The sequence below is a fragment of the Mycobacterium pinniadriaticum genome (genome assembly GCF_026242045.1).
GTDB classification, from domain to species: Bacteria; Actinomycetota; Actinomycetes; order Mycobacteriales; family Mycobacteriaceae; genus Mycobacterium; species Mycobacterium pinniadriaticum.
Genome location: NZ_JAPJDO010000002.1, coordinates 81,455 through 96,678 on the forward strand (window position 1 = coordinate 81,455; position 15,224 = coordinate 96,678).

Sequence of the window (15,224 nt, forward strand, 5' to 3'; positions counted from 1 at the left end):
TGCGCGTGAGTCAGCCGCCAAGCTCGGAGACGGCCGTGTCGAGAGCTGCCGCCTGCTCGGCCAGTTCACGATCGGACAACTGCTCACCGCCCGCCTGTTCCACCAGTTCCGCGCGGGTGATCACCTGCAGCGCGCCTCGATACGCGTCGGTGTCCAACTCCGCGGGCTCGACCACCTTGATGCGGCCTTCGACGAGAACCAGCACCGCATCGGTCTGGCGGTCGAGTAGTCGGCGAACGTCATCTGCGGTGATCATCGGGGGACCTCCTCTGCCGTCGGACGTGTCCAGACCTCCATTGTGCGCTCAGGACGAGGGCACGCCGAGCGCGCTCGCACCGGTCGCAGAATCGATCAGCCGTGTCAACGTCGCGCGCCGGTGGACGACCGCGAGTCCACCGTCGCCCGGGGCGTTGGCGATCCCGCGTGAGTGGTAGGCCTCGCCCGGCGCGTCGGTGGGTTCGAAGCTGAACTCGCGCAGCAGTGTTCGCAGCGTGACGTTCATCTCCATGTTGGCGAACGCGGCTCCGATGCACCGGCGGATACCGCCCCCGAAGGGGATCCAGGCGTAGTTGTCCGGCGGGTTGCCGACGAATCGGTGCGGGTCGAATGTCGACGGGTCTTCGAACCGGTCACCCCGGGCGTGCATGGACGCGATGCTGACGATCACGACATGCTTCTCGGGAATCACCCACTCGCCGAGCCGTATTCGTTGCAGCGTGAGTCGCGAGGTCCCGTCGATGACGGGCCGCGTCCGCTGCACCTCCCAGATGGTTGCCTGTTGCAGTTCGGAGCCGCCGGCGTCGACCTCCTGGGTCAGCTCGTCCAACAGCGTCGGCTGGCGGCGGATCCGTTCGATCAACCAGGCCAGCGTGGTCGCCGTGGTCTCGTGCCCGGCGGTCAACAGGGTCAGCAGCTCGTCGGCGACGTGGCGGTCGGAGATCGCTGACCCGTCTTCGTAGCGCGCCCGCAGCATCAGCGAGAGCACGTCGGTGCGCTGCTCGAACTCCGGATCGTCGCGCGCATCGGCGATCAGAGAATCGACGATTTCGTCGTAGCGCTGCCGGTAGCGCCGCATGGCGCCGCCCGGACTACGCGGGCCGAAATCGCGGCGGAGGAATTTCGGCAGCACGGCAAGGCGGGAGCCGACCACCACGGCCTTCGGCAGCTGCTCGCGCAGTTCGTCGAACGCCTCGCCCTCGGCACCGAACACCGCGCGCAGGATGGCGTTGAGGGTGATGCGCATCATCGACGGCAGCGTCGCGAACTCGACGCCGTCGGGCCAGCTGGCGATCTCGCGCATCACCTCTTCGGAGATGATGGCCTCGTAGCTGTGCATACGCTTGCCGTGAAACGGCGGGACCAGCAGTTTGCGCCGCTCACGGTGTTCGTCGCCGTCGAGGCTGAATGTGGAGCCCGGCCCGAGCACCTCGCCCAGATTGGTGGCCCGGCCCACCAGATCGCTGCCGGTGGTGAACAAATCCTTGACCAGGGCGGGATCGCTGATCAGCACGGCCTTGCCGAAGATCGGCAGATTCAGGGTCACCGCGGAGCCATAGCGCCTGCTCAACTCGCCGACCGCGGTCCGGCGGGAGGTGAAGAATCGCAGGCCCTGGATCAACTTGGGGGTGTGCGGACCAGGTGGCAGTCGTACCGGATCGCTCGTCGCCTGCGCCATGCTGCTCAACCCTTCACTTCGGTACGTCGATGTACCGGCCACGGTACGCTGATGTACCGAACGGCACAACGCCCGCCCGGCGGATCCCCCGCAGTAGGGTGGGCGCTCGGGGCGCATCCCCGCGACCCAAGAGGAGTAATTCAGTGATGGCAGGCACCGACGAGCGAGCGTCCCTTTCGGAGGCCGGCGCCGAGAGGGGCTGGAACCGCCGGGAACACGGCCGTGTCGATGTGTTCCTCCGCGACAGATACCGGGTGCGGGTCATCTGGCAGGGCACCGACGTGATCAGTGGTGCGTCGTTCTTCGACGACGAGATGTACGAGGGCTACACCCGGGATCTGGCCAAAGTCCGCACCTGGCTCAAGAAGTAACCGCGCGGGCTCTCCCGTTGCGTCCCGGTCCGAGCAGTGCGATGGCGGCATCAACCGCCTCGTCGGTGATGTCGCTCATCCGCCCACCACTCTCGACGGTCACCGCGGTCAGCTCCCGCAGGCCCCCGATGAGCATGAGTGCGCGCTGTCGTGAGACCACCGGGATGCCGGCGGCCCGCAATTCCTCGGTGTCGGACAACGTCGCGACCATCGCGATGAACGACTCGGTCACCTGACGCTGTAGCTCACGCGCGGCCATCCCGAGTGCGGGCACGTCACGGATCCAGCTCAGCATCACCGCCGGCTGCGACTCTGCGTTGGCGACCCATGCTTCGACCGCCTGCCTGATCTGCATTTCCCACGGCGCCCTCGGGTCGACGGCCGCCGAGATCGTCTCCACGGCCCTGCGGTTGGTGTCGGCGAGCAGCGCAACCAGACACGCTTCGCGGTCGGTGAAGTATTCGTAGAAGGTGCGCCGTGAGGTCCGCGCCCGGCGGACGATGTCGGCGACGGTGGTAGCCGAATAGCCGACGTCGGTGATCGAGGCCGCCAATGCGTCGACGAGTCGCTGACGTGGGTTCGGTGGAAGCCGGTCCGCGGACGGCGCCGCGGCTTCGACCGACTCCGCCGACTTCACCGTTTGTACACCCCGTCTTCCCCTTCGCCTGCCGATCGTACTGCCGTGCCTGGCACTACAGTGGAAGATCGTGTCGGACATCGGTTTCTCCCGGTACGTCGCGATCGGCGACAGCCAGACCGAGGGCCTGTGGGACGGCGATGACACCGTCGGCGTGATCGGCTTCGCCGACCGGCTCGCCGTCCTCCTGGACGCCCGCTATCCCGGGTTGAGGTATGCCAACCTCGCGATTCGGGGTAAACGCGTCATTGACGTTCTCAATGACCAATTGCCCCAAGCACTGGCTATGGACCCCGATCTGGTCACCGTTTGCATCGGGATGAATGACGTGACCAGACCGGGCCGCACGTTCACCTCCGCAATGGCCGATCTCGGCGACGTCTATCAACAACTCGCGGATTCTGGGGCCACCGTGGTGACCACGCTGTTCCCCGACGTCGCCAAATTGCTGCCCGTGGGTCGGCTGATCGGCTCGCGGATCCAGCAGGTCAACGCGGTCATCCGGGGGGCAGCTGAACGGCACGGCTTCGGGCTGGTCGACCTCTACAGCGCGGCGTCGATGAGCGAGTCCTCCGTCTGGAGCCACGACCGCATGCACGCGTCGACCCGGGGGCACATCCTGTTCGCCGAAGCTGCCGCAGAGGCGCTGAGACTTCACGGCAGCAACCATGATTGGGCCAAACCCAGCGGCGAGGTTGTCCAAGACAGCTTCTGGGAACGGTTGTATGCACAAGCCCAGTGGACCCGCGGTCTCCTCATACCCTGGCTGTGGCGGCATGCCCGCGGCCGGTCCTCAGGCGACGGCAGGGATCCGAAATATTCTGAGCTGCAGCCGGTTTCAGAGCGGGTTCGGGCAGCCCACCAACCTGCCCGACGGACGCCCGAGCCGCCCGCCGCCACCCCGCGGCAGCGCGAGCTGGGAGTTCACTACCGATGAGTGACCCAGATCACGTGATCTTCCCTCCCCCGAGTTCCTCACTGATATCGATTGGTCTGAAAGCGCCGACACCTCCCGCGTGCATGGGATAGTGGCAACACAACGATTAGCGAGCTGCAGTCGAACTGCTGTCGGTTTGGGGGAACCCGTGACGTCTAGGCGCGGACCTGATGAGTGACCGCAACGGTGCGGCACCCGGTTGGTTCGAGTCCCGGGCCCGGCACTGGCAGTACTCGCCGCCGATCAAGACCGCATTCGTGGTGACGGCCATCCTGTCGACGATCATCGTCGTAGCCGTCTACATGCAGTTTCGTGGCGATTTCACGCCCAAGACCCAGCTGACGTTGATCTCGCAGCGGGCCGGTCTGGTGATGGACCCCGGGTCGAAGGTGACTTACAACGGAGTGGAGATCGGCCGGGTCACCGGCGTCGACGCCATCGAGCGGGACGGGACCACCCAGGCCAAGTTGTCGCTGGACGTCAACCCGAGATACGTCCCACTGATCCCGGCCAACGCCATCGCGGAGGTCAAGGCCAGCACCGTCTTCGGCAATAAGTACGTCTCCTTCCGCAGTCCGCCGAACCCGGCCAAACAGCGCATCTCCAGCAACGACGTGATCGACGTCTCGCACGTCACGACCGAGTTCAACACGTTGTTCGAGACGCTCACCTCGATCTCGGAGAAGGTCGACCCGGTCAAGCTGAACCTGACCCTGTCGGCCGCCGCCGAGGCGCTGGACGGGCTCGGCACCAAGTTCGGGCAGTCGATCCTCAACGGCAACGCGGTGCTCGACGACATCAACCCGCAGATGCCGCAGATCCGCAGCAACGTCCAGCAGCTCGCCAAGCTGGCCGAGGTCTACACCAAGGCCAGCCCGGATCTGTGGGACTTCCTCGACCACGCGGTCACCACCGCCCGCACCCTCAACGAGGAGCAGAAGGATCTGGACGCCGCGCTGCTGGCCTCGACCGGCTTCGGCAACACCGGCGGCGACATCTTCGAGCGCGGCGGCCCGTATTTCGTGCGCGGCCAGGCCGACCTGATTCCCACCGCCCAACTGCTCGACACCTACAGCCCCGCGATCCTGTGCACGATCCGCAACTATGCGACGTCGACCGCCAAGGAAGCCGCCGGCGGCAATGGTTACTCGATCGACTTTCACATCGGTCTGACCGGCGCACCCAACCCGTACGTGTATCCCGACAACCTGCCGCGGGTGAACGCCAAAGGCGGTCCTGGCGGGGCGCCGGGCTGTTGGCAGCCGATCACCCGCGACTTCTGGCCGGCACCGTTCCTGGTGGCCGACTACGGTGCCTCGCTGGCGCCCTACAACCACTTCGAGCTCGGCCAGCCGATCCTCACCGAGTACGTGTGGGGACGTCAGGTCGGCGAGAACACCATCAACCCCTGAGGTCGAGCACCTCGGCCAGTTCACGCAGGGCCGGGCGCGGATCCCAGGTCGGATCGCCATCACCAAGTACTTGAACCACCACATGGTCGGCTCCGGCATCAAGGTGTGCGGTCACCGAGGCGGCCGCCTGCTCCACCGATCCCTGCCCGACGATGCGGCTGGCCAGCCGGTCCGAGCCGCCGCGGACCAGATCGGACTCGCTGAAGCCCTGGCGCAACCAGGAGTTGCGGTAATTGGGCAACCCCGAATAGACCTCGAGGTGCAGGTGTGCCCTGCGTAGTTGCTCCTCGGCGCTCTCGCCGACGACGACAGCCTGTTCGGACACCACCCATTTGTCGGGTCCGAGGATCTCCCGGGTGGTGGCGGTCTGCTCGGGGAGCACCAGATACGGGTGCGCACCGTCGGCGTGGGTGCCCGACAACTCGATCATCTTGGGTCCCAGGGCGGCGAGCAGGCGGGTGGGCCGGCCCGAACCGGGCTCGACGAAGGCCGGCAGCCCGGCCATCCGCTCCAGATACCCACGCATGGTGGCCAGGGGTTTTTCGTAGGTGCCACCGAGCATGTTCTCCACCAGCGGGCCGTGACTGACACCCAGGCCGAGAACGAACCGGCCGGGATAGGTCGCGGTCAGGCTGCGGCCGCCACCTTCGGCGATGGAAGCCAGCGGGCGTGGATGTTCGCGATTCCGGTGCCCAGCACCAGTCGCTGCGTGCCGGCCAGGAACACCGCCGACTGCACCATGGCGTCTTTGAGGCCGACCTCCGGGATGAACAGCGAACCGTATCCGAGCGCTTCGATTTCCTGGGCCACCTCGACCGCCGCGAGCATCGGCCAGCTCTCGCTGGCCCACCACACGCCGATCCGGGCTGGGAAGTCAATGGTCGGGCGGTCAGTCATGGACCACTCCTGGTTCCGTCGGCGGCAGGGATTCGATCCGCAAGGTGTCCCCGGTGAGCATGGCGATCGAGCTGCGGAGCTCTTCGGCGGAGGTGGGCGGCGGCAGCGCTTCGTGCGGCCCGACCCGGAACGAGTCGACCATCAGCGCGGCGAATCGGCGCCAGGCGTTGGGTGCGTGCTCCCGGGTGGCTTCAAGCACCCCGGTATTTGCCAGCAACATCACCACGATGTCACCCACACCGATGTCCGGGCGCAGCATTCCGTCCTTTTGAGCGCGGCAGATGACCTGGCCGAGTTTGTCCACCGCTTCGGTGGCGCGCTGCTCGATCACCGAGCTGGCCGGAAACGCCGTGGTGAGCAGCGCCCGCAGACCTGGATCGGACGCCTGCAGCGCACACACCTCGTATACGAGGTCACGGAAGCCGTCCCAGGCCACCGGATTGTTCAGGGCCTTGTCGACCGCGTCCTCGTAGGACGTCATGTTGCGTTCGAACGCCGCGATCGCCAGATCGGTACGGGTCGGGAAGCGCCGATACAGCGTGGCCACGCCCACGCCGGCAACCCGAGCCACGTCTTCCAAGGGAACTGACAGGCCCTGTTCAGCAAACAGTCGGGCGGCCGCGGTCACGATCCGCTCCCGATTGCGTTCAGCGTCAGCCCGCAGTGGCCTGGATCGCTCCGCACCCCTGTGTGCGCCAGGAATCACCCCACCAGCGTACGCCCGGAAGTGGAGGCATTCCACCATTTGTCGCTAGGGTCGACGGAAAATAAGTGGTGGAATGCCTCCACTTACTGAAAGGAGTCGAACCGTGGCCATCACCACAGTTCAGCGCCCCGCACACGCGCGCCACGCGCGACCGAGGCAGGGCCTACGCGGCAATCCGTGGTGGATTCTGGCCGCCGTGTCCGTCGGGGTCATCATGGTCGGCCTCGACGCATCCGTCGTCGCCATCGCCAACCCGCGGATCGCCACCGACCTCGACGCGTCGCTGTCCGACCTGCAGTGGATCACCGACGCCTACCTGTTGAGCCTCGCCTCGCTGCTGATTTTCGGCGGCAAACTCGGCGACATGTTCGGCCGTCGCCTGGCTTTCGGTGTCGGCGTCGTCGGATTCGCCGTCACCTCCGTCGGCATCGGCATCGTCGGCACGGTCGGCGGCGTGATCGCCCTGCGCGCGCTGCAGGGGGTGTTCGGCGCTCTGCTCATGCCCAGCACGCTGGCGATCATCCGCAACGCCTTCCCGCCGCACAAACTCAATGCCGCGATCGGGATCTGGGGTGCCGCGACCGGGGTGTCGGTGGCCGCCGGGCCTGTCCTGGGTGGCGTTCTCGTAGAACACCTCAGCTGGGAGTCCGTCTTCTACATCAACGTGCCGATCGCGGTGATCGCGGTGCTCATCGGCGCTGCCGCCATCATCGAGAGCCGCAGCGACGAGCGGGCCCGACTGGACGTGGCGGGCATCCTCACCCTGTCCGGCAGCCTGTTCCTGCTGGTGTACGGGCTGATCAAGGCACCGGAATGGGGGTGGCTGGACCCGCAGACGGTTGCCTTCCTGATCGGCGGCTGCGTCCTGATGGGCGCCTTCGTCATCGTCGAACGGCACACCGCCGACCCGATGCTGCCCCTGCGATTGTTCGGCAACCCGTCACTGTCGATCGGCGCCGCGGTTGTCACCATCAATTTCTTCGCGCTCTTCGGTGCCCTGTTCTTCATGACGCTCTACCTGCAGAACCTGCAGGGCTGGAGCCCGGTGGAGACCGGTGTGCGCACCCTCCCGCTGAGCGCCGCCATGATGGTCATGGCCCCGCTGTCAGGTGTCCTCACCGAGCGGTTCGGCCCGCGCCCGGCGATGGTCAGCGGCCTGCTCGGCGTCGCGGGCGGGCTCGCGCTGCTGAGCCGGCTGCAGACCGACTCCGGCTACGGCGCGATCTGGCCGGCGTTCGCCCTCCTGGGCACCGGCGTCGGGCTGGTGTTGACCGCGAGCTCAGACGCCATCGTCGGAAACGCGCCGGTCGACGATGCCGGGGTCGCGGGCGGCCTGCAAAGTACTTCGGTGCAACTGGGGGCCGTGCTGGGCACCACGATCCTGGGTTCGGTGCTCTCCAGTAAGGTCGGCTCGACCCTCGTCGACAAGCTGGCCGCCGCGGGCACCCCCGCTCCGATCGCCGAAAAACTGGCTCCGGCAAAGGAGTTGGTGTCCAAGGGGTTGGCACCGTCGATCCCGGGCGCCCCGCCGCAGCTGACCGCCACGATCGCCAGCGGAAGTCACGAGGCATTCATGTCCGGACTGCAGCTGTCGATGTGGGTGGGGGCCGCCGCGGCGGGGATCGGCGCGGTCCTGGCGCTGTTCGTGCGGCGCGGCGAGGCGAGCTAGCCACCACGCTGGCTTGGTGCGGTCCCGCTGGGTGACGTTCCGCACCAAGCTGGCGGTCTGTGCCGTGGCAGACTAGAACGCGTTCTAGTCTGGGTCCCACGAAGGAGCGCCGATGAGCAACGACGTCAGCTTCGACCTTTCGTCGGTGTTTCATACCGTCGCCGAGACCCTGCCTGATCATGAAGCGCTGATCTGGCGCGATCATCGCTGGACGTACGCGCAGATGGACGCCCGCATCGACGGTGTCGCGCACTACCTCACCACCCAGGGGCTGGGCTGCCACACCGAGCGTGACCAACTCGCCCCGCACCAGTCCGGCCAGGACCACATCGGGCTCTACCTGCGCAACGGCAACCAGTACCTGGAGGCGATGATCGCCGGCTACCGGGCCCGCGTCGCGCCGTTCAACGTCAACTACCGCTACGTCGAGGAAGAGCTCCTCTACCTACTCACCGACTCCAAGGCCAAAGCGCTGGTCTACGGCGCCGAGTTCGCCCCGCACGTCGCCTCCATCCGCGACCGGTTGCCCGAACTGCGGGTGCTCATCCAGGTCGCCGACGCTAGCGGCAACGAGCTGCTGGCCGGTGCGGTGGACTACGAATCGATCGTCACCACCCCCGCCCCGGCCGGGGGCATGCCCACCCCCAGCGGCGACGACCTCTACATCCTCTACACGGGCGGCACCACCGGTATGCCCAAGGGCGTGCTGTGGCGCCAACACGACATCTTCATGTCCGCGATGGGTGGCAGGCCGTTCGGGGCCGAGAAGTCGCTGGAGTCCTATGCCGAGCTTGCCGAACAGGCCCGCGCCAATGCGGGATTCCGGTCGATCCTGATGATTCCGCCGCTGATGCACGGTGCGGCGCAGTGGGCCGCCTTCAACATGTTCAGCACCGGCGGCTGGATGGTGTTGCCCGACGACGTCGACCGTCTCAACGCCCCGGCGGTGATGCGGTTGGCCGAACGCGAACGGGTGCTGAGCATCCCGGTGGTCGGCGACGCGATCGCCCGGCCGCTTCTCGACGAGATCGAGACCGGCAAGTACGACCTCTCCGGCCTGGTGACGATCACCAACGGCGGGGCGCCGCTGTCACCAACGGTGCGCGAGCGGCTGCTGGCCGCGTTGCCGAACCTGATGGTGCTCGACGCGGTCGGTGCTTCCGAGACCGGAATGCAGATGACCACGATGGCAGCCAAGGGTGTCGAGCAGAAGGCGGCCACCTTCACTCCCCAGCACGACACCGCCATCATCGCAACGGATTTCAGCCGGGTCCTGCAGCCGGGCGACGGAGAGGGCTGGCTTGCTCGGCGGGCCTACGTACCGCTGGGTTATCTGAATGACGCCGAGAAGTCGGCGCGAACCTTCCCCACCATCGACGGAGTGCGCTGGTCGGTGCCCGGCGACCGGGCCCGGTTCCTGGCCGACGGCCAGATCGAGCTCCTCGGCCGCGACTCGGTGACCATCAACTCCGGCGGCGAGAAGATCTTCGCCGAGGAGGTCGAGCGTGCCGTCGCCAGCCATCCGGCGGTGTACGACGTCGTCGTGGCCGGGCGGCCCTCCGAACGATGGGGCAGCGAAGTGGTCGCCATCGTCCAGTTCGCCGAAGGCCGCAGCGCCACCGATGATGAGCTTGCCGAGGCCTGCCGTGCCCACATCGCACAGTACAAACTGCCGAAGGCATTCATCCGCACCGACAAAGTCGTGCGCTCGCCCGCGGGCAAGGCCGACTACCGGTGGGCCAAGGAGCTCGCCGTCGAAAGCCTCGGCGCTCAGAGTTAGTCAGCTGCGTGCCTACTCCACGAACGTAACGCCACGGCGGAAAATCGGGCCCAATCCCGCCCTGAGGTTCCGCTCGGCTCGGGATTCGACGATCAAACCTTCATATAGCCTTTGTCGGCCGGAATCTGGGCGGCTGTCAACAGCGCCGAGGCGTCGCTCGCCAGGAACAGCACCACCTCACTGACCTGATGCGGCGCGATCAAGGAGTCGGTGGGCAGTGCACCCGGGGAAAAGCTGTGGATGTACTGCGGGTGCTTCTGGAAGATCTCGTACATCGACAGGTCATTGCCCAACGCGGTGTCGACACCGTAGGTGTGCACCGAATTGACCCGGATCCCGTACTCCCCCAACTCCAGCGCCAACGAGTTCGCCAGTCCCACAACGCCGAACTTGCTGGCGCAGTAGTGCCCTGCGCCGGGAACCGACTTGATCCCGGCCGAAGAACTGATCGCGATGATCGACCCACCGTTGCCGGCTTCGATCATCGCCGGAACGCATGCCTGCACCGTGTTGAAGAACCCGGTCAGGTTGATGTCGATGATCTCCTGCCACATCTCGGGAGGAATCTCCCAAGCCCGTCCCCAGCTCATCACTCCAGCGTTGGCCACGACGACGTCGAGGCGGCCGAATTGCTCTATGGCGCCGGAGATTACCCGCCTCTGCCCGGCGAGGTCGCGCACGTCGACCCGGTCGGCGCTGATCTTGACGCCCTCGTCCTCGACCAGCCGGACGGTCTCGGCCAGATCCTCGGGCGCGGCCGGCTCGTAGCCGATGTGGTTGCCCACCGGCCCGCAGGCGTCGATGGTGACGATGTTCGCGCCGGCCCGGGCCAGCCGGACACAGTGGGCCCGGCCCTGTCCCCTGGCCCCGCCGGTCACGTAGGCGACCTTGCCCGCCAACGGCCGATCCGTCGCCGCGGTCATCCGGCTATCCCGGCGACGGTTCCTCGAGGGGTGAATTGCCTTGTCATCAGCGGATTTTCAGGCCGACGGATCACCACATCCTCCTGGGCGTCAATGGTGATCACCGCGCCGGCGATCACCCCTACACCATACGATTGCCGGATCGCTGGATGGCCGGGAATGCGGTAAGCGCGCCTGGCGAATTCCTGACGAAGTGGGCCGCTATCCCGCCGCGGGCACTTAGAGTCGAGCCGTTCCGGCCGGTGATCGCCAAAGACAGGAGCGTGACGTGTGACGCGTTGGCTGGTGAGCAACTTCCCGGCGTGGCTGCTGTTCGTCGCCGTTGTGCTGGTCGTCGCCGGTGCGGCGGTGCTCATCCAGGTGTTCATCCGGCACCGGTTTCCCCGGCTGCGTGCCGCCGAGCACAACGATGTGATGAAGTTCGCCTTCGGAGTCATCGGGATGGTGTACGCCTTCTTCGTGGGCTTCATCGTCCATGCACTGTGGGGTCAGCTCTCCGACGCCGGAGCCGACACCAGGGCCGAAGGCGCGGCCGGGGTGCAGCTGGTCAGATACCTTTCCGCCTTCGACCAGGCCGACCAGGACCGGATCCACCAACACCTGTTGGACTACGAGAGCGCCGCCATCGCCGAGTGGCCGCTGGCCGCCGAGGGCCGTGTCCTGCCCGAAGCCGAGACCGCACTCGGCCGCCTTTACACCGCATACGAGGGCACCGTGCCCCGCGACGACACGCAGAAGGCATTTCTGTCCTCGTCCATGGACTCCCTCAACCACATCAGCACGGCCCGCACCGAACGCCTGATCCAGGCCACCACCGACGTCGGACCTTCCTGGTCTTTGTGGGCCGTCATTCTGCTGACCAGTGCACTGGTCCTGGGCGGGGCCATCGTCTACAGCGTCGAGGCGCCGGTGCGGCATTACGCCCTCGAAGCCTCTGGAGAAAGTCGTCCAGTTCCTGGAGATGCCGCAGCGGTAGCCGGCTCAGCCGGGGCCGAACCGCGCTGCGCCGCCGTCCGTTGGGTGGTACCACCCGCCCGCAGCCTGCGTTCCGCCGTCCACGTGCAAGGTCTGGCCGGTGATGTAGCGGGCCATATCGGAAGCGAGAAAGACTGCCGCCGAGGCGATCTCGTCCACCTCGCCGAGCCGCCCCAGCGGGACCGCCTGGCTGAGCTCGGGGCGGATCCCGTCCGGGGACAGCCGGAGCAGACCCTCGGTGACGGTGATGTCGGGTGCGATGGCATTGACCCGGATACCGTGCGGTGCCAGCTCGAAGGCCGCCGTCCTGGTGTAGTTGATGACCCCGGCCTTCGCCGCGGCGTAAGCCGCGTAACCGGGTGCGGCCCGCACGCCCTCGATGGACGTCAGCGAGATGACACTGCCGCCGCGCCCGCCGGCGACCAGCTGCCGGGCGACCCGCTGCGTACACAACAGCACGTGGCGAAGATTAGCCCGGTACAAGGCATCCCAACCGTTCTCACTGGTGTCCAACAGCGGTGAGGCGAACACTCCGCCGGCGTTGTTGACCAGGATGTCCACCGGCCCGAGCTCCGCGCAGGTGCGGTCCAGTGCGCCGTCGACCTGCTCGGCGTCACGTACGTCGACGACGAGGCCGAGCACTCCCAGCTCCCTGGCGGTGTCGGCACAGACCTGCGGATCACGGTCCCAGATCGCGACTTTCGCACCGAATCGAGCCAGCCCGTCGGCGATGCCGCGGCCGATGCCGGCCCCTCCGCCGGTCACGACCGCCACCCGATCGGTGAGCAGGATGTCCGACGGCGCGATCGTCACCGCGCTAGCCGGTCCGTGTTGCGGTCAAGATTTCGTCGGCGAAGCGCGCGATGCCGTCGAGGGCTTCCCGGGTGCGCCGCCAGGGCATGACGATCATCCGGTCGATACCCGCGTCGGCGGCCCGCGCAACATCCGCGGGCGAATCGGCCGGGGCCGATGTGGTGACCTCGGGCCGACCGGTCCGGCCGTGCTCGGCCCACAGTGTCGACAGTTTCCGCACCGACCCAGGAATCTGTTCCAGGGTGTGGTTCATCGGAATCCAGCCGGCACCGAAACGTGCCGCCCGCCGCAACGCCGGCAGGCCGTCACCGCCAACGTGGATCGGCGGACCACCCGGCTGAACGGGCTTGGGTTCGAACGCCACCGGATCGAAGTCGAAGAAGCGGCCGTGGTGCTCCACCACCGCGTCGGTCCACAGCGCCCGGCACACTCTCAGCGCCTCGTCGACACGGGCACCGCGGGTGGTGAAGTCCAGCCCCGCGGCGTCCCACTCCTCACGCAGCCAACTCGCGCCGACACCGAAGTCGAACCGGCCACCAGAGACGATGTCCAGGGTGGTGGCCGCGCGGGCGCTGACGAACGGATGCCGCAGCCCGATGTTGTAGACGTAGGTGCCCAGGCGGATCGTGCTGGTCTGGCCGGCGAGATAGGACAGGTAGGCGATCGCGTCGTACATCGGGGTCTGCGGGGGGATGGGCGGATGACTGTCACCGTGATGTGGACTGCCCGACATCGTGGCTGGTAGCACCAGATGTTCGGGCAACCAGACCGATTCATATCCGAGCTCTTCGGCCCGCACCGTCACGTCACGCCACAGGCCGGGGTGCACGCCACCCAGCGGAATCCCGAACTTCACAGCGCGGATGTTACGCAGCGGGACTCTGCTTCGGAAGTGCAACTCTCACTTTCAGAGAGCGTGATTCTGCAGCGCCGTCCCAGTAGCGTTTGGACCATGACGGCGAGCAGGCTCAAGGTCCGCTACGCCGCCGCACTCGTGCTGGCCCAGATCCTGGCCGCGGTCGAGTTGACCGCTTTGGTCATGCCGCTGCGCCACGATCTGGTCGCCGCCGCCGACACCGTGTTCCAGACCGACACCCTGATCGCCGCGATCGTCCTGTCGGTCCTCGGCTTCGGCGGCTCCATCGGTTATGCCGTTGTGATCGTCGATCGCAAGCTGCGCTGGTTCACTGCCGGGGAGGCGCCCGACGACGACGACCGACGGTTCGTCCAGCGGTTTCTGCGCAACCAAGCCGCGATGCTGACCACCCTCTGGGCGATCAGCGGTGTGGTGCTGTTCATCGTCAATCGCGACGGTGGTGCGGTGGCCGCGTGGCTGATCGGGATGTCGGTGCTGTTGGGCATCACCACATCGACCGGCGCGGCACTGCTGTTCATCCAGCGGCCGATGCGCCCGATCACCGCCGCCGCGACCAGCCTCACCGGCCGCGACACCGTACCGGGCGTGCTGGCGCGGCTGCTGCTGATGTGGCTGATGAGCAGTGCACTGCCCACGATCGGGATCGCGGTCGTGGTGATCATGCGGTCCAACGGTTGGATCATCGAGAAGACGGCCTCGATCGAGATCCCGGTGATCGCGCTCTCGGTGATCTCGGTTTTCGTCGGGCTTCGCGGGATGGCGATCGTCGCCGTCTCGATCTCCGATCCCGTGCACGACGTCGTCGAGGCCATGGCCAAGGTCGAGCGCGGCCAGATCACCACCCGGGTCGAGGTCTACGAGCGCTCCGAGATCGGGCGCCTGCAGAGCGGATTCAACCGGATGGTTGCCGGTCTGGCCGAGCGCGACCGGCTCCGCGATCTGTTCGGCCGCTACGTCGGAACGGATGTGGCGCTGCGGGCGGTCAGCGACGCGGACGCCCTCACCGGCGAGGTACGCGAGGCCGCCGTCCTGTTCGTCGACCTCGTCGGCTCGACCCAATTGGCCCAGAGCCGGTCACCGGCCGAGGTGGCCGACGTGCTCAACGATTTCTTCCAGATCGTCGTCGCCGCCGTCGACGAGCGCCACGGGCTGATCAACAAGTTCCAGGGCGACGCGGTGCTGGCGGTATTCGGTGCCCCACTGCCCAACACCCGGTCGGCCGCCGACGCATTGGCGACCGCCCGCGCCCTGACGGTCGCCCTGCGCCGGCTCCCGGTGGTGGACTTCGGCATCGGGGTCTCCGCCGGGCCGGTGTTCGCCGGGAACATCGGCGCCGAGCACCGCTACGAGTACACCGTGATCGGTGACGCCGTCAACGAGGCTGCGCGACTGGCCGATCGGGCCAAAGCCACCGCGCAGCGCGCGCTGTGCTCGGATGTGGCCCTGCGCAAAGCCGACGCGGGCGAGCGCGCGCACTGGACCGAGTGTGCATCGGAGGTGCTGCGCGGCCGCCTCGAGCCCACTCGAATGTCGGCGCCGCTGGCCTGATTCC

General features: G+C 67.1%; 16 protein-coding genes and 1 pseudogene. 7 read left to right on the plus strand and 10 right to left on the minus strand.

Features of this window, described 5'->3' with window-relative positions; translation table 11 throughout:
* Positions 1-10 precede the first annotated feature (10 nt).
* Together ORI27_RS02565 and ORI27_RS02570 are read right to left on the minus strand one after the other, a co-directional pair.
* A complete protein-coding gene (locus tag ORI27_RS02565; protein WP_265994947.1) occupies positions 11-256 on the minus strand; it encodes a hypothetical protein in 246 nt (81 codons plus the stop codon).
* Positions 257-304: 48 nt separating this feature from the next.
* Positions 305-1,675, minus strand: coding sequence for a cytochrome P450 (locus tag ORI27_RS02570; protein ID WP_265994948.1), 1,371 nt, complete (start codon positions 1,673-1,675; stop codon positions 305-307).
* A gap of 146 nt (positions 1,676-1,821) precedes the next feature.
* Here ORI27_RS02570 and ORI27_RS02575 point away from each other — a divergent pair, with 146 nt between their 5' ends.
* Positions 1,822-2,046, plus strand: coding sequence for a hypothetical protein (locus tag ORI27_RS02575; RefSeq protein ID WP_265994949.1), 225 nt, complete (start codon positions 1,822-1,824; stop codon positions 2,044-2,046).
* Here ORI27_RS02575 and ORI27_RS02580 read toward each other — a convergent pair.
* The gene (locus tag ORI27_RS02580) at positions 2,036-2,683 is read right to left on the minus strand and encodes a TetR/AcrR family transcriptional regulator (RefSeq protein ID WP_265994950.1); all 648 of its coding nucleotides are present in this window, start codon (positions 2,681-2,683) and stop codon (positions 2,036-2,038) included. The genes ORI27_RS02575 and ORI27_RS02580 overlap by 11 nt on opposite strands.
* 70 nt (positions 2,684-2,753) lie before the next feature.
* Between ORI27_RS02580 and ORI27_RS02585 the strand changes: the two genes are divergently transcribed.
* Together ORI27_RS02585 and ORI27_RS02590 are read left to right on the plus strand one after the other, a co-directional pair.
* Positions 2,754-3,620, plus strand: coding sequence for an SGNH/GDSL hydrolase family protein (locus ORI27_RS02585; RefSeq protein ID WP_265994951.1), 867 nt, complete (start codon positions 2,754-2,756; stop codon positions 3,618-3,620).
* Between the two features lie 170 nt (positions 3,621-3,790).
* Entirely contained in the window at positions 3,791-5,032 is a 1,242-nt protein-coding gene (locus ORI27_RS02590) for an MCE family protein (protein WP_265994952.1), read from the plus strand.
* Here the strand turns inward: ORI27_RS02590 and ORI27_RS02595 are convergent.
* Genes ORI27_RS02595 through ORI27_RS02605 form a run of 3 tightly spaced genes read right to left on the minus strand, consistent with a single transcriptional unit; the run spans position 5,022 to position 6,557 of the window.
* Positions 5,022-5,696, minus strand: coding sequence for a TIGR03620 family F420-dependent LLM class oxidoreductase (locus tag ORI27_RS02595; protein WP_265995239.1), 675 nt, complete (start codon positions 5,694-5,696; stop codon positions 5,022-5,024). The two genes, ORI27_RS02590 and ORI27_RS02595, sit on opposite strands and share 11 nt — an antisense overlap.
* A complete protein-coding gene (locus tag ORI27_RS02600) occupies positions 5,660-5,929 on the minus strand; it encodes an LLM class flavin-dependent oxidoreductase (protein WP_265994953.1) in 270 nt (89 codons plus the stop codon). The genes ORI27_RS02595 and ORI27_RS02600 overlap by 37 nt, the downstream gene beginning before the upstream one ends.
* Positions 5,922-6,557 carry a TetR/AcrR family transcriptional regulator gene (locus tag ORI27_RS02605; protein ID WP_265994954.1) on the minus strand — a complete coding sequence of 212 codons (636 nt, stop codon included), beginning with the start codon at positions 6,555-6,557 and terminating at the stop codon, positions 5,922-5,924. The genes ORI27_RS02600 and ORI27_RS02605 overlap by 8 nt, the downstream gene beginning before the upstream one ends.
* 181 nt (positions 6,558-6,738) lie before the next feature.
* Between ORI27_RS02605 and ORI27_RS02610 the strand changes: the two genes are divergently transcribed.
* Together ORI27_RS02610 and ORI27_RS02615 are read left to right on the plus strand one after the other, a co-directional pair.
* The gene (locus tag ORI27_RS02610; RefSeq protein WP_265994955.1) at positions 6,739-8,304 is read left to right on the plus strand and encodes an MFS transporter; all 1,566 of its coding nucleotides are present in this window, start codon (positions 6,739-6,741) and stop codon (positions 8,302-8,304) included.
* A gap of 112 nt (positions 8,305-8,416) precedes the next feature.
* On the plus strand, positions 8,417-10,084 hold the full coding sequence (locus tag ORI27_RS02615; protein WP_265994956.1) for an acyl-CoA synthetase: 1,668 nt from the start codon (positions 8,417-8,419) through the stop codon (positions 10,082-10,084).
* Between the two features lie 92 nt (positions 10,085-10,176).
* Here ORI27_RS02615 and ORI27_RS02620 read toward each other — a convergent pair whose 3' ends face one another.
* Both ORI27_RS02620 and ORI27_RS02625 read right to left on the minus strand, forming a co-directional pair.
* Positions 10,177-11,007 carry a mycofactocin-coupled SDR family oxidoreductase gene (locus ORI27_RS02620; protein WP_265994957.1) on the minus strand — a complete coding sequence of 277 codons (831 nt, stop codon included), beginning with the start codon at positions 11,005-11,007 and terminating at the stop codon, positions 10,177-10,179.
* Positions 11,004-11,477 (minus strand): hypothetical protein, encoded by a 474-nt coding sequence (locus ORI27_RS02625; RefSeq protein ID WP_265994958.1) that lies wholly within the window; start codon positions 11,475-11,477, stop codon positions 11,004-11,006. Before ORI27_RS02625 ends, ORI27_RS02620 begins: the two co-directional genes overlap by 4 nt.
* On the opposite strand from ORI27_RS02625, the pseudogene ORI27_RS33290 reads away from it, so the two are divergent.
* Positions 11,368-11,874: pseudogene (locus ORI27_RS33290) on the plus strand (bestrophin-like domain); the annotation flags it as partial. The gene ORI27_RS02625 and the pseudogene ORI27_RS33290 overlap by 110 nt on opposite strands.
* 114 nt (positions 11,875-11,988) lie before the next feature.
* Here ORI27_RS33290 and ORI27_RS02635 read toward each other — a convergent pair.
* Both ORI27_RS02635 and ORI27_RS02640 read right to left on the minus strand, forming a co-directional pair.
* Positions 11,989-12,795 (minus strand): SDR family NAD(P)-dependent oxidoreductase, encoded by an 807-nt coding sequence (locus ORI27_RS02635; RefSeq protein WP_265994960.1) that lies wholly within the window; start codon positions 12,793-12,795, stop codon positions 11,989-11,991.
* A 4-nt stretch (positions 12,796-12,799) separates the two neighbouring features.
* Positions 12,800-13,651, minus strand: coding sequence for an LLM class F420-dependent oxidoreductase (locus ORI27_RS02640; RefSeq protein ID WP_265994961.1), 852 nt, complete (start codon positions 13,649-13,651; stop codon positions 12,800-12,802).
* A 96-nt stretch (positions 13,652-13,747) separates the two neighbouring features.
* On the opposite strand from ORI27_RS02640, the gene ORI27_RS02645 reads away from it, so the two are divergent.
* Positions 13,748-15,220 carry an adenylate/guanylate cyclase domain-containing protein gene (locus ORI27_RS02645; protein ID WP_265994962.1) on the plus strand — a complete coding sequence of 491 codons (1,473 nt, stop codon included), beginning with the start codon at positions 13,748-13,750 and terminating at the stop codon, positions 15,218-15,220.
* Positions 15,221-15,224: the final 4 nt, after the last annotated feature.

Excerpts from the sequence above, each read along its gene's own strand:
- ORI27_RS02565 (WP_265994947.1), bottom strand. The coding sequence starts at position 256 with ATGATCACCGCAGATGACGTTCGCCGACTACTCGACCGCCAGACCGAT.
- ORI27_RS02570 (WP_265994948.1), bottom strand. The coding sequence starts at position 1,675 with ATGGCGCAGGCGACGAGCGATCCGGTACGACTGCCACCTGGTCCGCAC.
- ORI27_RS02575 (WP_265994949.1), top strand. The coding sequence starts at position 1,822 with ATGGCAGGCACCGACGAGCGAGCGTCCCTTTCGGAGGCCGGCGCCGAG.
- ORI27_RS02590 (WP_265994952.1), top strand. The coding sequence starts at position 3,791 with ATGAGTGACCGCAACGGTGCGGCACCCGGTTGGTTCGAGTCCCGGGCC.
- ORI27_RS02600 (WP_265994953.1), bottom strand. The coding sequence starts at position 5,929 with ATGACTGACCGCCCGACCATTGACTTCCCAGCCCGGATCGGCGTGTGG.
- ORI27_RS02615 (WP_265994956.1), top strand. The coding sequence starts at position 8,417 with ATGAGCAACGACGTCAGCTTCGACCTTTCGTCGGTGTTTCATACCGTC.
- ORI27_RS02620 (WP_265994957.1), bottom strand. The coding sequence starts at position 11,007 with ATGACCGCGGCGACGGATCGGCCGTTGGCGGGCAAGGTCGCCTACGTG.
- ORI27_RS02625 (WP_265994958.1), bottom strand. The coding sequence starts at position 11,477 with ATGAAGCCCACGAAGAAGGCGTACACCATCCCGATGACTCCGAAGGCG.
- ORI27_RS02645 (WP_265994962.1), top strand. The coding sequence starts at position 13,748 with ATGACGGCGAGCAGGCTCAAGGTCCGCTACGCCGCCGCACTCGTGCTG.